Origin of the sequence: Marvinbryantia formatexigens DSM 14469 (genome assembly GCF_025148285.1) — a bacterium.
Taxonomy (GTDB): Bacteria; Bacillota; Clostridia; order Lachnospirales; family Lachnospiraceae; genus Marvinbryantia; species Marvinbryantia formatexigens.
On the sequence record NZ_CP102268.1, the window covers coordinates 3151829 to 3170062 of the forward strand.

Consider the following 18234-nt stretch of genomic DNA (forward strand, 5'->3'; position numbering starts at 1 on the left):
ATGAAAAGTGAGATTTTAAGTGCGCTGCGCGCGCAGAAGGATTATGTGTCCGGACAGGAGCTCTGCGGACAGTTCGGCGTGACACGGGCTGCCGTCTGGAAGGAAATCCGGCAGCTTAGGGAGGAAGGCTATGAGATAGAGGCGGTACCGAATAAAGGCTACCGCCTGACGGCGGCGCCGGACACGGTCTCCGGCGCGGAGCTGAAGAGCCGGCTGGAAACGGCGTGGGCGGGACAGAATCTGGTGTATCTGGATACTGTGGATTCTACGAACGATTACGTTAAAAAGCTGGCAGAGCAGGGAGCGCCGCACGGCACCCTGGTAGTTGCCGATTATCAGAGCGGCGGCAAGGGACGGCGCGGGAGAACGTGGATTACGCCGCACGGGACGACGATCGCCATGAGTATTCTGGTGCGTCCGCAGATTCGTCCGGAAAAGGCGTCCATGCTGACGCTCGTAACCGGAATGGCGGCGGCGGAGGCGGTCGGTCAGATTACCGGTCTGGATGTAAAAATCAAATGGCCGAATGATCTGGTCATTCACGGGAAAAAGCTCTCCGGCACGCTCACAGAAATGAGCGCGGAAATGGAGGGCGTTCATTACGTGGTGATTGGAACCGGTATCAACGCCAACATCACGGAGTTCCCGGAGGAATTGAAGGATCTTGCATCCTCCCTGCAGCTTGAGCTGGGGCATCCGGTCGACCGCGGCGCAATCATCTGCACGTGCATGAAATATTTTGAGAATTACTATGAGAAATTTATCACGACACAGGATATGTCGCTGCTCATTGACGAGTATCAGAGACTGCTTGCCAATATGGACCGTCAGGTGCGCGTGCTCGACCCTGCCGGAGAATATGGTGGTATAGCAATAGGCATTGATGAGCAGGGACAGCTTCTGGTGGAAAAAGAGGACGGAAGCATTACCAGGGTATACGCCGGGGAGGTTTCTGTCCGCGGCATTTATCAGTACTGCTGAGGTCATCTGCCGGGGCTTTAAAGCCTCCGGCCGCAGCGGGGCTGGTCTGACAAAAAGAGGAAACAGGTATGTATGAAGAAAATGTAGTGCTGTGCGCGGCGAGCGCGTACAACGAAAAATATTATCTGAATGAGGATTTCGAAGCGCTTCCGGATACCGTGAAGGATGAGCTGAAAATCATGTGCGTGCTCTACACGCAGGATGTCGGCGGTATCCTCACGCTGGAATTCGATGCGGACGGAGAGCTGCAGTTCCGCACGGAAGCAGCCTCCGATGATTTTTTTTATGATGAGATTGGCAGCGTTTTAAAAATCCGCGAGCTGCAGCGGACGAAACAGGATCTCCTGGAATCGCTGGAAATGTATTACCGGGTGTTCTTTCTGGAGGAAGATACATGAGTCTGAAAATAGGAAGCGTGGAGCTTGCAAATCCGTATATTCTTGCTCCGATGGCAGGTGTCACTGACCTGCCATTTCGTTTGCTCTGTAAGGAAATGGGCGCAGGCCTGCTCTGCACGGAAATGGTCAGCGCAAAAGCTATTTCCTTCCACAACAAAAACACAGAAAGACTGATGGAGACCGGGGATGGCGAGCACCCGGTTTCGCTGCAGCTTTTCGGAAGCGACGCGGATTTAATCTGCGAGGTGGCGCGGCAGATTGAGGAGCGTCCGTTTGATATTCTCGATTTTAATATGGGCTGCCCGGTCCCGAAGGTAGTAAACAACGGGGAAGGTTCTGCGCTGATGAAAAATCCCGCGCTTGCGGAGGAGATTGTCCGGAAAACGGCGGCGGCAATCAAAAAGCCGGTGACAGTGAAATTCCGAAAGGGCTTTGACGACGACCATGTGAATGCGGTGGAATTTGCAAAACGCATGGAGGCGGCAGGCGCGGCGGCGATTGCGGTGCATGGCAGAACAAGGGCGCAGTATTATGCCGGACGTGCTGACTGGGATATTATCCGGCAGGTAAAAGAGGCGGTAAAAATCCCGGTGATTGGCAACGGGGATGTGGACGGTCCGGAGAGCGCCCGGAAAATGTTTGCGGAAACAGGCTGCGACGGCATTATGATTGGCAGGGCGGCCAGGGGAAATCCGTGGATATTTCAGGAGCTTGCAGCATATGATAAAGGAGGTTCTATCCCGGAAAGACCGCAGCCTGCAGAGGTGAAGAACATGATTCTGCGTCACGCCGCACTGCAGATTCAGTATAAAGGAGAATACACCGGGATCCGCGAAATGCGTAAGCATGTGGCGTGGTATACTGCCGGATATCCGCACAGTGCAGCGCTTCGCAGAAGAGTAAACGAGATCGACAGCATTGCGCAGCTTGAGGCGATGCTGGAGCTCTGGGTTGCCATGCATACGACAAAAACGCCCGGTGGACATTTTTTAGGGTAATGCGCAGGCAGGTAAAAAACGTTACGGCGCGCTTGACAGCGGCGGCATCATGAGCTATAATACTGTGAATGTTGCATCATTGGGGAAGACCAGTATTTTAGCAGTATATAAACAGGAAGGTGTAAATCAATGGAAGGAAAAAAGAACTTATTAACTTATTCGGGGTTAAAAGCATTAGAAGACGAAATGCATGATTTAAAGGTGGTCCGCAGAAAAGAGGTCGCCGCAAAAATCAAAGAGGCAAGAGAGCAGGGCGACCTGTCAGAAAACGCGGAATATGACGCGGCGAAGGACGAGCAGCGGGACATCGAGGCGAGAATCGAGGAGATTGAAAAGATTCTCAAAAATGCCGAGGTGGTTGTGGAGGACGATGTTGACCTGAACAAAATCAATGTCGGCTGCACCGTAAAGCTTTTCGACGAAGAATATGAAGAAGAGATAGAGTACCAGATTGTCGGTTCGACGGAGGCGAACAGCCTTATGGGTAAGATTTCCAACGAATCTCCGGTGGGCAAAGCGCTTATCGGCGCCAGCATCGGACAGGAAATCGAGGTAGAGACACAGGTCGGAGTATGCAAATACCGCGTACTCGGTATCCAGAGATCATAAGTTTAAGAGCCTGTAGCTTTTAGAAGCTCATGGCGGCAGGCATTTGCAGTTTTCAGAAACTCATGGCTTTTAAAAGTCATGGGTTTATAAGCTTTTAATAAGGAAAGAACAGGAGAGGTAAGCATGGCACAGGAGAACAATAAACAGAAAAACGTCCAGGAGGTTGATGAAAATCAGCTTCGCAAGGTGCGCCGCGAGAAGCTGGAAGAGCTGGTAGAGAGCGGCAGAAATCCTTTTGAAATCACAAAATACAGCCGTACACATCACAGCCAGGATATCAGAGAGCATTTTGAAGAGCTGGAGGGAAAAACGGTTACTCTGGCAGGGCGTATGATGTCAAAACGTGTCATGGGAAAAGCCTCCTTCTGCAATATCCAGGATCTGAAGGGCAATATCCAGTCCTATGTGGCGCGCGACAGCATTGGCGAGGAAGAATACAAGGCGTTTAAGAAAATGGATATCGGAGATATTGTCGGCATTAAGGGTGAGGTCTTCAAGACAAAAACCGGGGAAATCTCCATCCATGCATCGGAGGTCACGCTGCTTTCGAAGAGCCTGCAGATTCTGCCGGAGAAATTCCACGGACTTACCAATACAGACCTGCGCTACCGTCAGCGGTATGTTGATCTGATTATGAATCCGGAGGTAAAGGATACTTTTGTTAAGCGTTCCCGCATTATTTCCGCCATCCGCAGATATCTGGACGGACAGGGCTTCATGGAGGTGGAGACGCCGATGCTGGTGCAGAATGCCGGCGGAGCGGCTGCGCGTCCGTTTGAAACGCACTTCAATGCGCTGAATGAGGACCTGAAGCTGCGCATTTCGCTGGAGCTTTACCTAAAGCGTCTGATCGTGGGCGGTCTGGAAAAGGTGTACGAGATTGGAAGAGTATTCCGCAATGAAGGCCTGGATACCAGACACAATCCGGAGTTTACGCTGATGGAGCTGTATCAGGCGTATACTGACTACAATGGTATGATGGATCTGACGGAAAACCTGTACCGCTATGTGGCGCAGGAGGTTCTCGGAACCACGAAAATTGTATATAACGGCGTGGAGATGGATCTTGGTAAGCCATTTGAGCGCATCACAATGGTTGACGCTGTGAAGAAATATGCCGGCGTGGATTTCAACGAAATCCATACGCTGGAGGAAGCGCGGGCTGCGGCAAAGGAGCATCATGTGGAATATGAGGAGCGCCACAAAAAGGGCGATATTCTGAACCTGTTCTTCGAGGAATTTGCCGAGGAGCACATGATTCAGCCTACCTTTGTCATGGACCATCCGATTGAGATTTCGCCGCTCACGAAAAAGAAACCGGAAAATCCGGAGTACGTGGAGCGTTTTGAATTTTTCATGAACGGCTGGGAAATGGCGAATGCTTACTCGGAGCTGAACGACCCAATCGACCAGAGAGAGCGCTTTAAGGAACAGGAAGCACAGCTTGCCCAGGGAAATGAGGAAGCGAACACCACCGATGAGGATTTCCTGAACGCACTGGAAATCGGTATGCCGCCCACAGGCGGAATCGGTTTCGGAATCGACCGCATGTGCATGTTACTTACTGATTCACAAGCAATAAGAGATGTTTTGCTGTTTCCCACTATGAAATCGCAGGGGACGGCAAAGAATGAAGCAAATAACGCGGCACAGAGTGCAGCGGCAGCTTTGGCGGCGGAAAAGCCTGCGGAGAAGATAGATTTTTCCAATGTAAAAATCGAACCGCTTTTTGAGGAAATGGTTGATTTTGAAACCTTCAGCAAATCCGATTTCCGCGCCGTGAAGGTGAAGGACTGTGTGGCGGTGCCAAAGAGCAAAAAGCTCCTGCAGTTCACCCTGGACGACGGAACCGGCGCAGACCGCACGATTTTAAGCGGTATTCACGAGTATTACGAGCCGGAAGAGCTGGTCGGAAAGACCTGCATTGCTATCGTAAATCTGCCGCCGCGCAAGATGATGGGAATTGATTCCTGCGGAATGCTGATATCGGCGGTTCATGAGGAAAACGAAAAAGAGGGTCTTCACCTTCTGATGGTGGATGACCGGATTCCGGCGGGTGCGAAGCTGTACTAAGAAAAACAGAAAAGGCAGAAAAATACAAAGAAGCAGTGGAATTGCAATGGGTTTGTGATTCCACTGTTTTTGTCTGTTCAGCGTGGGGCTCTGGTGAGTGAAGTTGTTCCAGGTCTGTATTTTTGAGTAAATGAGATACGGAATAATTGTTTATATCCGCCCATTTAGTATATGCCTTTCATACTATTTAACGGCATATCTTTTGGCAAAATAATAAAAAATTGCCGAAAGATATGGGGCGGTAAAATGTGGTGTGAAGATGTTGTTTGCAAATTGAATAAAGAACAAGTATATACAAGGCAACAGATATATGAAGCATTAGTTGATGAAAAACCTGAGCTAACATATAATTCTTTTAAGTGGATTATTTCAAAAATGGTTGATAATGGGATTATTTCCAGAAAGCAACGTGGAGAATATGTTTTGCAGAGTAATCCAATTTCAGAGAAACAAATTTATAAGCCATTAATGAATGTGCAACTTCAGGAGATTAGTGAAAAGATAGAAGTGAATTACCATATATCTTTAAAAATGCTGAGAAATCATATTTGATAGATTATGTGAGGTTATTGCGCTATGCGAGAAGAAGAGGTAAAGCGGATGAAGTAAAAAAATACATAACCTGCAGCCGGGTCCTCGATTGCTCCTCAGAGCAGCTGTCAGCGGCAGGGGAAAAACTTTACAAAAAAACTTACAATATACACTGTATAAAGTGCCGAAAATGAAAAAAGCACTTACGAACCAAAACAGTCAGCGGTATAATTATATTGAAGCGAAGGAGCGGGGAATGCTCCGGAGCGCTGATATAAAAAACGCAGTGAGATGCACACAGGGAAGCAGTGGAGTCGCAACGAGTTTGTGATTCCACTGTTTTTTTGCTGCAAAAAAGGAGGAAAATTATGCCACAGAACAAAAGAGAAAGTCTCATTTATACCGTGATGATGTGTTTTTTAATGGTATTTTGGATGAGCATGTACAACGTAACGCTCCATATGGGGCATTTTGGACTGGATACCATCAGGGAAGGCTGGATAGGATTTCCTGCCGCCTATGTTTATGCCATGCTGTTTGACTGGTTTGTGGTTTCCGGGATTGCCAAAAAGTTTGCTTTCCGTTTTCTGGTTAAGCCGGAAAGCAGTACCAGGAAAAAGATCATTGCCGTATCCTGCTGCATGGTGATTCCGATGGTATTTGTGATGTCACTGTACGGAGGACTGGAAGCCTGCGTGAAATCCGGGGATTGGAGTGCCCTGTTTTTAATCTGGATGACCAACATTCCCAAAAATCTGGTAATGGCGCTGCCGTTTCAGCTTATTGTTGCGGGACCGGTTATAAGGAAGCTGTTCCGCATCGCATTCCCGGAAGGGAAGATACTGGCGTGATGAATCGATGCGCGGCAAATTCTGCACGAAAATGGAAGGATTAGCTTTCCGTGGCTGAGGGATGCCGTTGCTTCATTTCCTTCTTTTCATAACCAATCGTTATTAATGATAACATATTTTCAATTAACAGTGCGGGATGAAGCTGTTATATTAATAAATTGGAAATAAAAGAAGAAGGAGGAAGTGGCTGCAAAAATTTCAGCAGCCCGGAAGTATATGGAAAAAATATGGAATAAAAAATTTGTATTGCTATTTATTACGAACCTGTTGATGATGGCAACCTTTTATGCCTCGGTGCCTATTTTGCCGATTTATTGTCAGGAAAACGGGATAACCGGTTCCAAAATCGGTATCGTATTGACGGCAATGTCAGTAACCACGGTATTGTTCAGACCGTTTGCGGGATATATTCTTGACAACTTCAACCGTTATCATGTTTATATGCTGTTTCTGGCTCTGTTCTGTCTGCCATTTCTGGGGTTCGCCGCATTTCCGGTTTTCGGAGTGCTGGTAGTGCTCCGTCTGTACATGGGCGTTGTATATTCTGTATGTGGCTCGGCGACAACGACCCTGGCAGGGGACGTGCTTCCGCCCAGCATGGTAGGAAAGGGCGTCAACCGGTTTGCGCTTACCATTTCACTGGGAATGGCGGCAGGTCCGTTCATTGGTATCCAGGTCCAGAACCATCTGAGCAGTCAAGCATCTTTTCTTGTTCTGTTTGCCTTAACAGTGATTGCTCTGATTTGCGTATCGTTCTGCAGGATTGAGTATCCGAAGGTAGAACGTAAGAAATTTGTTCTGGCGGATGCGTTCTATAAACCGGCGTTACCGTTTATGTTTAACATGATGTTTATCATGATTCCGTTTGGGGCAGTCATTGCATATTCCTCAATTTTTGCACAGGAAAAAGGACTGTCTTCGGTTATCCCGTATTTCTACGTATTTTTGGTAGCGGGAATGTTAATCTCCAAGTTTTCGACACAGAAAATGATTGATGCCGGCAAACACAAAATCCTTGTTGTGATAAGCCTGGTGATTGTATTTTTCACAATGGCAAGCTATTCCTTTATGAATCATGGCGCGCATCTGCTGCTGGCGGGATTTTTGCTGGGCCTTGGCTATGGTGTGCTCCAGCCGCTGTTCCAGTCGTTTGTAACAGGAACAACACCGGCGCCCAAACGTGGTACGGCAAATGCGACGTATCTGCTTTCCTATGATATTGGTATCGGTATCGGTTCCTTCCTGATGGGAATGTTCCAGGAGAGCATCGGGCTGGCAAACGGATTTGCGCTTACGGCGGCAGCGTATGTTATTGGCGGCATTATCTATGCGGTATACGTTGACCGTTATTATGCAAAATTACTTCAGCAGAAAAATAATTAAATGAATACGGCGAAAATGTGCCGTTACTGCTCTGACGGCGGTTCTCTGCCGGACGGGCAGCCTGCTGAAACGGGGTGATGAAGATGACAAAAAAGAAAAGAACAAAGGTTTTCCTGACGCTGCTGGTGATACTTATTGTTCTGCTTGCAGGAATTATACTGACGAATTCCTTTGGCGGGCGGCAGGAAACCATACAGGAAACAATGCGCGACGCAGTCCTGCATGAAACCGGAAAAATCAGCTTTCTGGGAATAAAGGATGTAAATCCGGCGTTTCTTTCCGCAGTTACAGTAACCGTGGTCCTGCTGATCGCGGCAGCGCTTATCCGGATATTTGCGGTACCGAAGTTTACATATATACCGGGAAAATTCCAGATGCTTCTGGAGCAGGTGGTCGGTCTGTTTGACGGACTGGCAAAATCAAACAGTCCGCATAGAAACGGTTTTCTGGGCGCCTACGTGTTTGCCGCGGGAGTATATATTTTCTGCGGAACATTGTTTGAGCTGTTCGGCTTCCAGGCGGTAACAACGGCGGGGGAATCGATTGCCCTCCCGGCGCCGCTTTCCGATATCAATGGAGCGATTGCACTGGGCTGCCTGTCCTACTGTATTATTCTATCCGGCGGAATTGCCGGAAACGGAGTACGGGGAATTGGAAAAACGCTGAAGGATTTTTCACTCCCCATTTCTATGAGCTTCCGTCTGTTCGGAGCGCTGCTCAGCGGTCTGCTGGTTACGGAGCTGGTATATTATTACATTCATTTAAGCTTTGTGCTTCCGGTTGTTGTTGGGGTATTGTTCACATTGCTCCACGCGCTGATACAGACGTATGTGCTTACGATGCTGACCGCCCTGTTTTACGGGGAGGTATCGGAACCGGTCAGGAAAAAAGAAAATGCAGAAAGACAGAAGAAGGCTGCCTGATAAAAACAGAAAAGATTATTTCAGATAAGTGTGAATGAAGGAGGAAACGAAAATGAAGAACGTAATGAAAAAGATTCCGGCAATATTGATGATGGCAATGATTCTGTTTACATTATCAGCTCCCGTATATGCGGAGGAGACGACAACTGTCGCAGCGCAGACAGCAGAAACAGAACAGATTACGGATACGGAGGATGCTACCGGCGACAAGGCGCTGGGCGCCGCTATTGCAGTAGGACTTGCGGCGGCCGCGGGCGCTGTCGGTATGGGTATCGCGATTGCAAAATCTTCGGAAGGAATTGCAAGGCAGCCGGAGGCGGAAGGAAAGATCCGTACCAACCTGATGCTGGGTCTGGTATTTATTGAGACGGCGATTATCTATGCGCTGATTGTCGCGATTCTGATTATATTTGTACTGTAAATAAGGAGATGGATCGCTATGAATATCCCATTGAATATTGACTGGCAGCAGATATTGCTGCATCTGTTCAACTTTGCAATCCTGGCGGCCGGCCTTTATCTGCTGCTTTATAAACCGGTAAAGGATTTCATGGAAAAACGGACGGAGTATTATAAAAAAATGGACGCTGAAGCAAAGCAGGGCGTCCGGGATGCAGAAAGCATGAAGGCAGAGTATGAAAAGCGCCTGGCTTCGACGGGACAGGAAATTGCCGGGAAAAAGGCAGAGGCGGACAGGGAACTGGAACAGATGAAACAGCAGAAGCTTAAGGAAGCGTCGGAAGAAGCAGAGCGGATTGTGTCAGAAGCCAGAGTAAAAGCGGAAAAGGAAAAAGAAAAGCTGCTGGCGGACGCCGGGGAGCAGATTGCAGACACGGCGATTGCCGCGGCGAAAAAGCTGGTGAAGGATACGATTTCACAGGAACAGGAAAAAGCCTTATTTGAGGAAATTCTGAAAAAGGCAGGTGAGAGCTGTGGCAACTGATTTTACGAAGAAATTTTTTGAGGACAACAGGATTTTAAAAGCCCGTGTCAGTTATGCAAAAAGACCCTCCGCAGAAGAGCTGGAAAGGCTCAGCCAGTCGTTAAAGGAAACATACCATGCGACGGAGGTCATTCTGGAGGAGGAACAGAACGAAGAGCTGATCGGAGGCTATGTCCTGCAGGTGGGAGACCGGATTTTTGATAATTCCGTGAAGGCTTCCTTTGACAAGCTGCAGGAACATTTCAAACAGGAAAAAGGAAATGGAAATGTCATTTCTGTTTTAAAGAGCAATCTTGACGGATTAAACGGAGAGATTGCAGAGACGGAGGGCGGACATATTCTGCGGCTTCATGACGGAATTGCGGCTGTGGACGGGATGTCACAGGCTGTCTACGGAGAAATTGTCCTGTTTGAAAACGGAACAAAGGGTCTGGTACAGAACATTGATGAGACGGAGGTCCTCTGTATTGTCCTGGGAGATGAGCAGGAGCTGGAGGAAGGCGACCGGGTGATACGGACCGGAAAACGGGCAGGAATCCCGGTGGGAAAAGAAATCCTCGGAAGAGTGGTGGACGCACTGGGCGCGCCGATTGACGGAGCGGGACCGTTCCGGGAGGAGGACTGGTATCTTATCGAGAGAAAAGCTCCGGGAGTTCTGGAGCGCCAGCCGGTAAACGTGCCGATGCAGACCGGTATTCTGGCGATCGATGCGATGTTCCCCATCGGAAGGGGACAGAGAGAGCTGATTATTGGCGACCGTCAGACAGGAAAAACTTCGATTGCCATTGATACGATCATCAATCAGAAGGATAAGGACGTCATCTGCGTTTATGTGGCGATCGGTCAGAAGGCTTCTACGGTGGCGCAGATTGTGTCCAATCTGAAGAAGCATCATGCGATGGATTACTGCGTGGTAGTATCCGCCTCAGCCAGCGAGCCGGCCGCCCTGCAGTATCTGGCGCCTTATTCCGGCACGGCGATCGCGGAGTATTTTATGGACCAGGGGAAGGATGTGCTGATTATCTATGACGACCTGTCGAAGCACGCCGTGGCATACCGGGCCCTGTCGCTGCTGCTGGAGCGGTCTCCGGGACGTGAGGCATATCCGGGCGATGTATTTTATCTTCATTCCAGATTGCTGGAGCGGTCCAGCCGGATGGACGAAGCACATGGCGGAGGCTCCATCACGGCGCTTCCCATCGTGGAAACGCAGGGCGGGGACGTGTCCGCCTATATTCCCACGAACATTATTTCCATTACAGACGGGCAGATTTTTCTGGAGAGCGATCTGTTCTTTGCGGGAAACCGTCCTGCGGTAAATGTGGGTCTGTCCGTATCGCGAGTGGGCGGTGCAGCGCAGACAAAAGCGCTGAAAAAGGTGTCGGGCACGCTGAGGATAGACCTTGCACAGTATAAGGAAATGGAATCCTTTGCACAGTTCAGCTCAGAGCTGGATTCGGAAACAAAAGAGCAGCTTGCCTATGGGGAACAGCTGATGGAGCTGTTAAAACAGCCGCTGTATGAACCGAAATCGATGGAAAAGCAGGTGATTATTTTAGGGGCGGCAACGCACAGAAGCTTTCTTGGGATTCCCGTAAAAGAAGTCCGGGCATTCGCGGAAGAATTTTACCAGTGGTTTGCCCAAAACTATGCGGCGGTTCTGGATGAAATCAGAGATACCGGAAATCTTTCGGATGATGCACTGGAAATTATCCGGAACGGAGCGGAGGAATATAAGAAGGTGAAAGGCTATGGCAAACAGTAAAGAGATTCAGGAACGCATGAACGGAATCCGGGACACGCTGAAGATTACAAACGCCATGTACCTGATTTCCTCTTCGAAGCTCAGAAAGGCAAGAAAGAACCAGCAGCTGGTGGAGGATTATTTTCAGACAATCTGTAATACCATCGGAGATATCCTGAATCATATGCCGCAGATGGAGCATATTTATCTGGAATCTGCCGGGCAGGAAAAGAAAGGCAGGAGCCGCCGGGCGTATATTGTCATTACCGCTGACAAAGGACTGGCGGGAGCATATAACCTGAATGTGATAAAGCTGGCGGAGCAGGAAATAGAAAAATATCCGGATGCAAAGCTGTTTGTTATCGGACAGATTGGGAAGCATTATTTTGAAGAAAAGAACATCCCGATAGAAGAGGGGTTTCTTTATTCCTCCCAGAATCCATCCCTGCAGCGCGCAAGGAACATTACAGTGGAGGTTCTGGAGCAGTTTCATGAGGGCAGAATCGACGAGGTGTTCATTCTGTATACGAAGATGAAAAATGCGCTCCAGTCGGAGGCTGTTATGATGCAGCTTCTGCCGCTGTCCAGGGAACAGTTCCGGAAACGCGGAAATGAGAGCAGGCACACGGAATCTTTTTTTCCGGATGCCAGGTCTGTGTTTAACCAGATTGCGCCGATCACGATGCACGGGATTATTTTCAGCGCCATGACGGAAAGCTGGTGCGCGGAGCTAAATGACCGTATGACTGCGATGGATGGCGCGTCCAAAAGCGCAAAAGAGATGATCGCTGCACTAAAACTTGCGTACAACCGCACAAGGCAGTACAGTATCACGCAGGAGATCACCGAGGTAAGTGCGGGGGCAAAAGCCCAGAAGAAAAAGAAAGCCAGGAGGAAATAAAATGAAAGAAGGGAAAATCATTCGGATAATGGGACCTGTCGTGGATGTCCGTTTTGCGGATGAGAAGGTTCCGAAGATAAAGGAAGCCCTTACCGTGGAAGCGGAAGGACAGAAGCGGACGATGGAAGTGGCGCAGCAGCTTGGAGACGGCGAAGTACGGTGCATTATGCTGGATGCCAGCGAGGGTCTGTCAAAGGGAATGCCGGTGTCCGCGACGGGAAGCGGCATCAGCGTCCCGGTGGGAAAGGACACGCTGGGAAGAATGTTTAATGTACTTGGAGAAGCGATTGATGAGAAAGAAACGCCGAAAGGAGAAGAAACCTGGTGCATCCACCGGAAGGCTCCGGCGTTTGAAAAGCAGAGCCCGGCGGTGGAGATACTGGAGACAGGCATCAAGGTCATCGACCTTCTGGCGCCTTACGCGAAGGGCGGAAAAATCGGACTGTTCGGCGGCGCGGGCGTAGGAAAGACGGTTCTGATTCAGGAGCTGATCCACAATGTGGCGACAGAGCATGGCGGCTATTCTATTTTTACCGGTGTGGGTGAGCGTTCCCGTGAGGGAAATGATTTGTATCTGGAAATGAAGGATTCCGGAGTGCTGGATAAAACGGCGCTGGTATTCGGACAGATGAACGAAGTGCCGGGAGCCAGAATGCGTGTGGCGCAGACCGGACTTACGATGGCGGAATATTTCCGGGACAAAAAGCAGCAGGATGTGCTTTTGTTTATTGACAATATTTACCGGTTTGTGCAGGCGGGTTCTGAGGTGTCGGCGCTTCTGGGGCGTATGCCCTCCGCGGTGGGATATCAGCCTACCCTGGCAAACGAGCTGGGTGAGCTGCAGGAGCGGATTACTTCGACCACCGACGGCTCCATTACCTCGGTGCAGGCGGTGTATGTTCCGGCGGACGACCTGACGGACCCGGCTCCGGCGACCACCTTCGCCCATCTGGATGCGACTACAGTGCTTTCCAGAAAGATTGTGGAGCAGGGCATTTATCCTGCCGTGGATCCGCTGGAATCCTCTTCCCGCATTCTGGAAGCGGAAATCGTGGGGGAGGAGCATTACGATACCGCCATGAAGGTGCAGCAGCTTTTGCAGAAGTACCAGGAGCTGCAGGATATTATTTCCATTCTGGGAATGGATGAGCTGGATGAGGAGGATAAAACAGCCGTTTACCGGGCAAGAAAAATTCAGAAATTCCTTTCGCAGCCCTTCTTCGTAGCAGAGAATTTTACGGGTGTGAAAGGCGTTTATATTCCGCTTAAGGAAACGATCCGCAGCTTCCGGGCGATTGTATCCGGAGAGATGGACGATTATCCGGAAGCCGCCTTCTTTAATGTGGGAACGATTGACGATGTGAAGAAAAAGGCGGAGAAAATGAGCCGGAAGTCCGCTTAGGAGGAGGCAGGCATGAATACATTTCAGTTAAAGATTACCTCCAGCAGCGGCTGCTTTTATGACGGTCCATGCGAAAGCCTGATACTTCCTACGGATGACGGGGCATACGGCATACAGGCAAACCATGAATCTATGGTGATAGGCATATGCATCGGAGAGATGCGCTTCCTGAATGAGAACGGATGGCAGAGCGTGATTCTTGGGCAGGGATATGCCAGAAGCGAAGATAATCACGTGACGCTGGTCGTGGACAGCGCGGAACGCCCGGAGGATATCGACGAGAACCGTGCAAGGGCGGCAAAGCAGCGCGCCGAGGAACGACTGGCGGTCCAGAACAGCAGGAAGGAATACTACCGTGGAAAGCTTGCTATGACAAGAGCCATGACGAGACTGAAGGTAAAAGAGAAGAAATATTTGTAGGAGGCGCAGCCGCGCCTCCTTTTATGTCACAAACAGGTTTTTGTCTATTGTGAAATATTTCCCGATTTATTATAATACTCGTGAGTGATCTAACAGAAGAGTACACCCTGGGGCGGGAAGCCTCAGAGCGGGAAGGAGCGGTTTGTATTGAATATTTTATTTACAGTGAACAGAGGATATATGGAGCATGTGCTGGACTGTATACGGTCGATTGTGCGATTCCCGTCTGAGGACGGATACGATATCTATATTTTACATTCCGACTTGCAGGAACAGGACCAGAGCGATGCCGCCGCGCAGGTCGAGGATGGGGATACAAGGCTGCATTTCCGGTTTGTGGAGCCGTCTGTATTTGCCTCCTTTCCGGAGAGCGAGAGATATCCCAGATTAATTTACTACCGTATTTTTGCCGCCTCTCTGCTTCCGCCGGAGATGGACAGGATTCTGTATCTGGATGGCGATACGCTTGTCATCAATCCGCTGGATGAGCTGTACAACATGGATTTTGAGGGCAATTATTTTCTGGCGTGCACGCATGTGCGGAAATTCCTGACGAAGGTAAACCAGTACCGGCTCGGCATGGAGGAAGTGAGCACCTATATCAACAGCGGGGTTCTGCTGATGAATTTAAAGGAGTTAAGAGAAAAGCAGGATTTTGAAGAAATCGCGTCGTTTGTGGAGAAGCGGGGGCGGTATCTCACCCTGCCGGACCAGGATATCATAACCGCTCTGTACGGAAACAAAACGGGAATTCTGGACACCATGAAATATAATCTGAGCGACAGGATGATTTCCGTCTATAATACGGAGCCGGGGCACAAAAGAATCAATCTGGAATGGGTGCGGGAAAACGCGGTCGTTATCCATTATTATGGAAAGCAGAAGCCGTGGAAAAAGCCGTATCTGGGGATGCTGGATGTTTTTTACCGGGAGCTGAAAGAGGAAGAGCCGGGGAAAATCTGCGGCGCCGTCCAGAATGAACCGGAGGCATAACGGGACAGAGGATAAGAATACGGAAACGCAATAAGGCGGAAACACCGGCGCCGGAAGGTCACGGAAAGCCTGCCGGAGACAGAGAAAGAGAGGATGTATTATGGCAAAGAAAGAATTGGGCGCAGTCAGGCAGCTTCCGGTAATCGGACTGCCGCGGGCGATGCTGTATTACCGCTATGCGGTACTGTGGAAAACATTTTTTTCCCAGCTCGGCATCAGGACGATTACCAGCGAGCCGACGACAAAGGGCGTTCTGGAGGAAGGAACCGCCTGCGCCATCGACGAAGCGTGCCTGGCGACGAAAATTTTTATGGGACATGTGAAATCCCTGATTGGAAAATGCGATTATATACTGATTCCGCGGATTTCCAACTTCGGTCTGCAGCGCAGTATGTGCACGAAGTTTGAGGCGCTTTACGATATGACGGCAAATACGTTCCGCGGCACCGGACAGAAATTTCTCTCTTATAATGTGGATGTAAGGCACAGGCAGGACGAGGAAAAAGCCTTCCTGGATATGGGCGTTTCTCTTGGCTTCCACAGAAAAGAGGCGGAGAGGGCATACAAAAGAGCGAAAAAGGCGGAGCTGGAGGACTGGAAGCAGAAGGTAAAGGAGCAGGAAAAGCTGTACCAGCTTCCGAAAACGAAGATTCTGCTGGCGGGACACAGCTACATTACAGAGGATGCGTATATCGGAAAGCCTGTCCGGAAAATGCTGAGAAAGCTGGACGCGGTGCCCATCCGGGCGGATATTATCGAGCGCAAAGCGGCTCTGGAGCAGAGCCTGAAGCTGTCGCCCACCCTGAAGTGGGAGGTCAACCGTGAGATTGCCGGAAGCGTTTATAAAAACCGGGACCGCGTGGACGGTATCATTCTTATGAGCGCATTTCCGTGCGGACCGGATTCTATGGTGAATGAAATGCTCATGCGCAGAAACAACGGCGTTCCGATTCTGAATCTGGTGATGGACGGACAGAACGGGGATGCCGGAGTGGAGACCAGGGTGGAAAGCTTCCTTGATATTATCGGATTTAAGAAGGGGAAATTATAATGGAAAAAGAGACAAAAGTAGCGTTTCCCATGATTGCAAGATACAATTACGCTATCCGCTATATTGTGGAGAACGGGCTTGATATAAAATATGTGATGCAGCCCCGCATGACCAGGCGGACGATGGAGCTGGGCAGCCGCTACAGTCCGGATTCTGTCTGTACACCGTTTAAGAGCACGCTCGGCAGCATGATCGAGGCGCTGGAGGCGGGAGCAAATACCATTCTGATGGTGAACGGGCTGTGCCGCCTGGGCTATTACGGGGAGCTGCAGGAGCAGATACTGCGCGACCTGGGCTATCAGTTTGAGTTTATCAATTTATCGGAATATACGACCGGAAAGAAAAGAGACTATCTGAAAGCGGTAAAAAGGCTGAACCCGAAATATAAAGTTGCCAGGCTGACCGCCGCCGCCATTGAAGGTGTCAAAATGGCGGAATATATCGACGAATTAGAGGGGATATATTATAAAAGCTGCGGATTTGAAGCGGAAAAGGGAAGCTGCAAAAAGATTTTTGATGATTTTTTAAATGCTATGCAGGCAGCCTCGTCAAAATCAGAAATCGAATCGGCGTACCGGAAGGCGAAGAGCGCCTTTTCGCAGGTGCGGCTGAACAGACCGGAGCCGCTGCTGCGCGTGGGAGTTATCGGCGAATATTTCACGGTGATGGACAGTTTTTCCAATCTGGAGCTGGAGCAGAAGCTGGCGGATATGGGAGTGGAGGTGCACCGGTGGATGAACATTACCAACCGCAACCTGCATTACAGCGGCGAGAAAAACATGAATGTGCGGATAAAGGACCTCTGCACCTACGAGATGGGACCGACCTCCACGGCGAATATCTGGTGTGCCAGAGATTACGCCGAGCGGGGCTTTGACGGCATCATCCATGTAAAATCGGCAGGCTGTACGCCGGAGATGGACATCATGCCGGTGCTGCAGAACATCGGCGCGGACTATAAAATCCCCATTCTGTACCTGACGTATGATTCGCAGACAAGCGATACGGGACTGATGACCAGAATCGAGGCATTTTACGATATGATTCAGATGAGAAAGAAGGTAATCCGATGAAGGAAGCATATCTGGGAATCGACGTGGGGTCGATTTCCACAAAAGGAGTTATTATAAATAAGGACAACGAGGTGCTGGCGAGCGAGTATATCTGGACCGAGGGGGACCCCATCGGAGCGGCAAAAAAGCTGGTCGCTCTGCTGGAAAAACAGTTTGACAAAGCATCTTACCGGATTGTGGCGACGGGAACCACCGGGAGCGCCCGGCGGCTGGTGGGCACGATTGTCGGGGCAACGATGGTAAAAAATGAAATTACCGCCCATGCCGTTGGCACGACGACCTTTTATCCGGGCGTGCGGACCATCCTGGAGATCGGCGGACAGGATTCCAAAATCATACTGGTGGAAAACGGGGTGGCAGTGGATTACGCCATGAACACCCTGTGCGCGGCGGGAACCGGAGCTTTTCTCTCCAGCCAGTCAAAGCGTCTGGGAATCGAGGTGGAGGATATGGGCGAGATCGCGCTCCATTCGAAGCATCCGACGCAGATCGCGGCAAGATGCACCGTCTTTGCGGAATCGGACCTGGTCCATAAAATCCAGATGGGACATACGAAGGAGGACATCATTGCCGGGCTCTGCAACGCGGTCGTTTCCAATTACCTGAATAACGTGGGAAAGGGCAAGAAGATTGTCCCGCCGGTCGTTTTCCAGGGCGGCGTAAGCAAAAATATCGGCGTGGTGGAGGCGTTCCGCAAAGCGCTCGGATGCGAGGTGCAGGTAGATGAAAACGGGCATCTGATGGGCGCGCTGGGAGCGGCGATTCTGGCAAAGAAGAGCGAAAAGAGAAAAGAATTTGACTTTTCGATGGAGGATATGAACTTCCGCACGCGCGAAATCTGCTGCGGGCGCTGTTCCAACAACTGCGAAATCATGTGCGTATACCGCGACGATGTGCTGATAGACAGTTGGGGGAACCGCTGCGAAAAAGGGGAGCTGGTGCACTGACAGAATTTAACAG

At 50.0% G+C, this 18234-nt stretch carries 20 protein-coding genes; all 20 read left to right on the forward strand.

The window, feature by feature from the left end; genetic code table 11:
• Positions 1-981: a biotin--[acetyl-CoA-carboxylase] ligase gene (locus tag NQ534_RS14800; protein WP_006861565.1), complete on the forward strand. Its 981-nt coding sequence runs from the start codon at positions 1-3 to the stop codon at positions 979-981.
• 68 nt (positions 982-1049) lie between these two features.
• A complete protein-coding gene (locus NQ534_RS14805) occupies positions 1050-1379 on the forward strand; it encodes a DUF6145 family protein (RefSeq protein WP_006861566.1) in 330 nt (109 codons plus the stop codon).
• Positions 1376-2377, forward strand: a complete 1002-nt coding sequence (gene dusB / locus NQ534_RS14810) for a tRNA dihydrouridine synthase DusB (protein ID WP_006861567.1) — start codon at positions 1376-1378, stop codon at positions 2375-2377. The genes NQ534_RS14805 and dusB overlap by 4 nt, the downstream gene beginning before the upstream one ends.
• A gap of 129 nt (positions 2378-2506) precedes the next feature.
• The gene (gene greA, locus NQ534_RS14815; protein ID WP_006861568.1) at positions 2507-2986 is read left to right on the forward strand and encodes a transcription elongation factor GreA; all 480 of its coding nucleotides are present in this window, start codon (positions 2507-2509) and stop codon (positions 2984-2986) included.
• A gap of 123 nt (positions 2987-3109) precedes the next feature.
• Positions 3110-5059 (forward strand): lysine--tRNA ligase, encoded by a 1950-nt coding sequence (gene lysS / locus NQ534_RS14820; protein ID WP_006861569.1) that lies wholly within the window; start codon positions 3110-3112, stop codon positions 5057-5059.
• Positions 5060-5305: 246 nt separating this feature from the next.
• The gene (locus NQ534_RS14825; RefSeq protein ID WP_040782865.1) at positions 5306-5611 is read left to right on the forward strand and encodes a hypothetical protein; all 306 of its coding nucleotides are present in this window, start codon (positions 5306-5308) and stop codon (positions 5609-5611) included.
• Positions 5612-5619: 8 nt separating this feature from the next.
• Positions 5620-5784, forward strand: coding sequence for a hypothetical protein (locus NQ534_RS21895; RefSeq protein WP_416388633.1), 165 nt, complete (start codon positions 5620-5622; stop codon positions 5782-5784).
• Between the two features lie 174 nt (positions 5785-5958).
• Positions 5959-6441: a DUF2798 domain-containing protein gene (locus NQ534_RS14830; protein ID WP_006861574.1), complete on the forward strand. Its 483-nt coding sequence runs from the start codon at positions 5959-5961 to the stop codon at positions 6439-6441.
• A 216-nt stretch (positions 6442-6657) separates the two neighbouring features.
• Positions 6658-7824 (forward strand): MFS transporter, encoded by a 1167-nt coding sequence (locus NQ534_RS14835; RefSeq protein WP_006861575.1) that lies wholly within the window; start codon positions 6658-6660, stop codon positions 7822-7824.
• A gap of 83 nt (positions 7825-7907) precedes the next feature.
• Positions 7908-8747: a F0F1 ATP synthase subunit A gene (locus NQ534_RS14840; RefSeq protein WP_143115734.1), complete on the forward strand. Its 840-nt coding sequence runs from the start codon at positions 7908-7910 to the stop codon at positions 8745-8747.
• A gap of 52 nt (positions 8748-8799) precedes the next feature.
• Positions 8800-9168: an ATP synthase F0 subunit c gene (locus NQ534_RS21965; RefSeq protein ID WP_143115735.1), complete on the forward strand. Its 369-nt coding sequence runs from the start codon at positions 8800-8802 to the stop codon at positions 9166-9168.
• An 18-nt stretch (positions 9169-9186) separates the two neighbouring features.
• Positions 9187-9690: a F0F1 ATP synthase subunit B gene (locus tag NQ534_RS14850; protein WP_006861579.1), complete on the forward strand. Its 504-nt coding sequence runs from the start codon at positions 9187-9189 to the stop codon at positions 9688-9690.
• The gene (atpA, locus tag NQ534_RS14855) at positions 9680-11455 is read left to right on the forward strand and encodes a F0F1 ATP synthase subunit alpha (RefSeq protein WP_006861580.1); all 1776 of its coding nucleotides are present in this window, start codon (positions 9680-9682) and stop codon (positions 11453-11455) included. The genes NQ534_RS14850 and atpA overlap by 11 nt, the downstream gene beginning before the upstream one ends.
• Positions 11442-12335, forward strand: coding sequence for an ATP synthase F1 subunit gamma (gene atpG / locus NQ534_RS14860; RefSeq protein WP_006861581.1), 894 nt, complete (start codon positions 11442-11444; stop codon positions 12333-12335). Before atpA ends, atpG begins: the two co-directional genes overlap by 14 nt.
• A gap of 1 nt (position 12336) precedes the next feature.
• A complete protein-coding gene (gene atpD / locus NQ534_RS14865; protein WP_006861582.1) occupies positions 12337-13737 on the forward strand; it encodes a F0F1 ATP synthase subunit beta in 1401 nt (466 codons plus the stop codon).
• Between the two features lie 12 nt (positions 13738-13749).
• Positions 13750-14157: an ATP synthase F1 subunit epsilon gene (gene atpC, locus NQ534_RS14870; protein ID WP_006861583.1), complete on the forward strand. Its 408-nt coding sequence runs from the start codon at positions 13750-13752 to the stop codon at positions 14155-14157.
• A gap of 147 nt (positions 14158-14304) precedes the next feature.
• Complete coding sequence (locus tag NQ534_RS14875; RefSeq protein WP_074679914.1) at positions 14305-15150, forward strand: glycosyltransferase family 8 protein; 846 nt, start codon at positions 14305-14307, stop codon at positions 15148-15150.
• Positions 15151-15250: 100 nt separating this feature from the next.
• Complete coding sequence (locus NQ534_RS14880) at positions 15251-16201, forward strand: acyl-CoA dehydratase activase-related protein (RefSeq protein ID WP_006861585.1); 951 nt, start codon at positions 15251-15253, stop codon at positions 16199-16201.
• The gene (locus NQ534_RS14885; protein WP_006861586.1) at positions 16201-17274 is read left to right on the forward strand and encodes a 2-hydroxyacyl-CoA dehydratase; all 1074 of its coding nucleotides are present in this window, start codon (positions 16201-16203) and stop codon (positions 17272-17274) included. The genes NQ534_RS14880 and NQ534_RS14885 overlap by 1 nt, the downstream gene beginning before the upstream one ends.
• The gene (locus NQ534_RS14890) at positions 17271-18221 is read left to right on the forward strand and encodes an acyl-CoA dehydratase activase (protein WP_006861587.1); all 951 of its coding nucleotides are present in this window, start codon (positions 17271-17273) and stop codon (positions 18219-18221) included. Before NQ534_RS14885 ends, NQ534_RS14890 begins: the two co-directional genes overlap by 4 nt.
• The last annotated feature ends 13 nt before the right edge of the window (positions 18222-18234 follow it).

What these genes read in the sequence shown, in the direction of transcription:
- dusB (WP_006861567.1), top strand. Translation starts at nt 1,376, where the DNA reads ATGAGTCTGAAAATAGGAAGCGTGGAGCTTGCAAATCCGTATATTCTT.
- NQ534_RS14835 (WP_006861575.1), top strand. Translation starts at nt 6,658, where the DNA reads ATGGAAAAAATATGGAATAAAAAATTTGTATTGCTATTTATTACGAAC.
- lysS (WP_006861569.1), top strand. Translation starts at nt 3,110, where the DNA reads ATGGCACAGGAGAACAATAAACAGAAAAACGTCCAGGAGGTTGATGAA.
- NQ534_RS14890 (WP_006861587.1), top strand. Translation starts at nt 17,271, where the DNA reads ATGAAGGAAGCATATCTGGGAATCGACGTGGGGTCGATTTCCACAAAA.
- NQ534_RS14885 (WP_006861586.1), top strand. Translation starts at nt 16,201, where the DNA reads ATGGAAAAAGAGACAAAAGTAGCGTTTCCCATGATTGCAAGATACAAT.
- NQ534_RS14805 (WP_006861566.1), top strand. Translation starts at nt 1,050, where the DNA reads ATGTATGAAGAAAATGTAGTGCTGTGCGCGGCGAGCGCGTACAACGAA.
- NQ534_RS14825 (WP_040782865.1), top strand. Translation starts at nt 5,306, where the DNA reads ATGTGGTGTGAAGATGTTGTTTGCAAATTGAATAAAGAACAAGTATAT.
- NQ534_RS21965 (WP_143115735.1), top strand. Translation starts at nt 8,800, where the DNA reads ATGAAGAACGTAATGAAAAAGATTCCGGCAATATTGATGATGGCAATG.
- NQ534_RS14800 (WP_006861565.1), top strand. Translation starts at nt 1, where the DNA reads ATGAAAAGTGAGATTTTAAGTGCGCTGCGCGCGCAGAAGGATTATGTG.
- NQ534_RS14840 (WP_143115734.1), top strand. Translation starts at nt 7,908, where the DNA reads ATGACAAAAAAGAAAAGAACAAAGGTTTTCCTGACGCTGCTGGTGATA.
- atpD (WP_006861582.1), top strand. Translation starts at nt 12,337, where the DNA reads ATGAAAGAAGGGAAAATCATTCGGATAATGGGACCTGTCGTGGATGTC.
- NQ534_RS14850 (WP_006861579.1), top strand. Translation starts at nt 9,187, where the DNA reads ATGAATATCCCATTGAATATTGACTGGCAGCAGATATTGCTGCATCTG.
- greA (WP_006861568.1), top strand. Translation starts at nt 2,507, where the DNA reads ATGGAAGGAAAAAAGAACTTATTAACTTATTCGGGGTTAAAAGCATTA.
- atpG (WP_006861581.1), top strand. Translation starts at nt 11,442, where the DNA reads ATGGCAAACAGTAAAGAGATTCAGGAACGCATGAACGGAATCCGGGAC.
- NQ534_RS14880 (WP_006861585.1), top strand. Translation starts at nt 15,251, where the DNA reads ATGGCAAAGAAAGAATTGGGCGCAGTCAGGCAGCTTCCGGTAATCGGA.
- NQ534_RS14830 (WP_006861574.1), top strand. Translation starts at nt 5,959, where the DNA reads ATGCCACAGAACAAAAGAGAAAGTCTCATTTATACCGTGATGATGTGT.
- atpC (WP_006861583.1), top strand. Translation starts at nt 13,750, where the DNA reads ATGAATACATTTCAGTTAAAGATTACCTCCAGCAGCGGCTGCTTTTAT.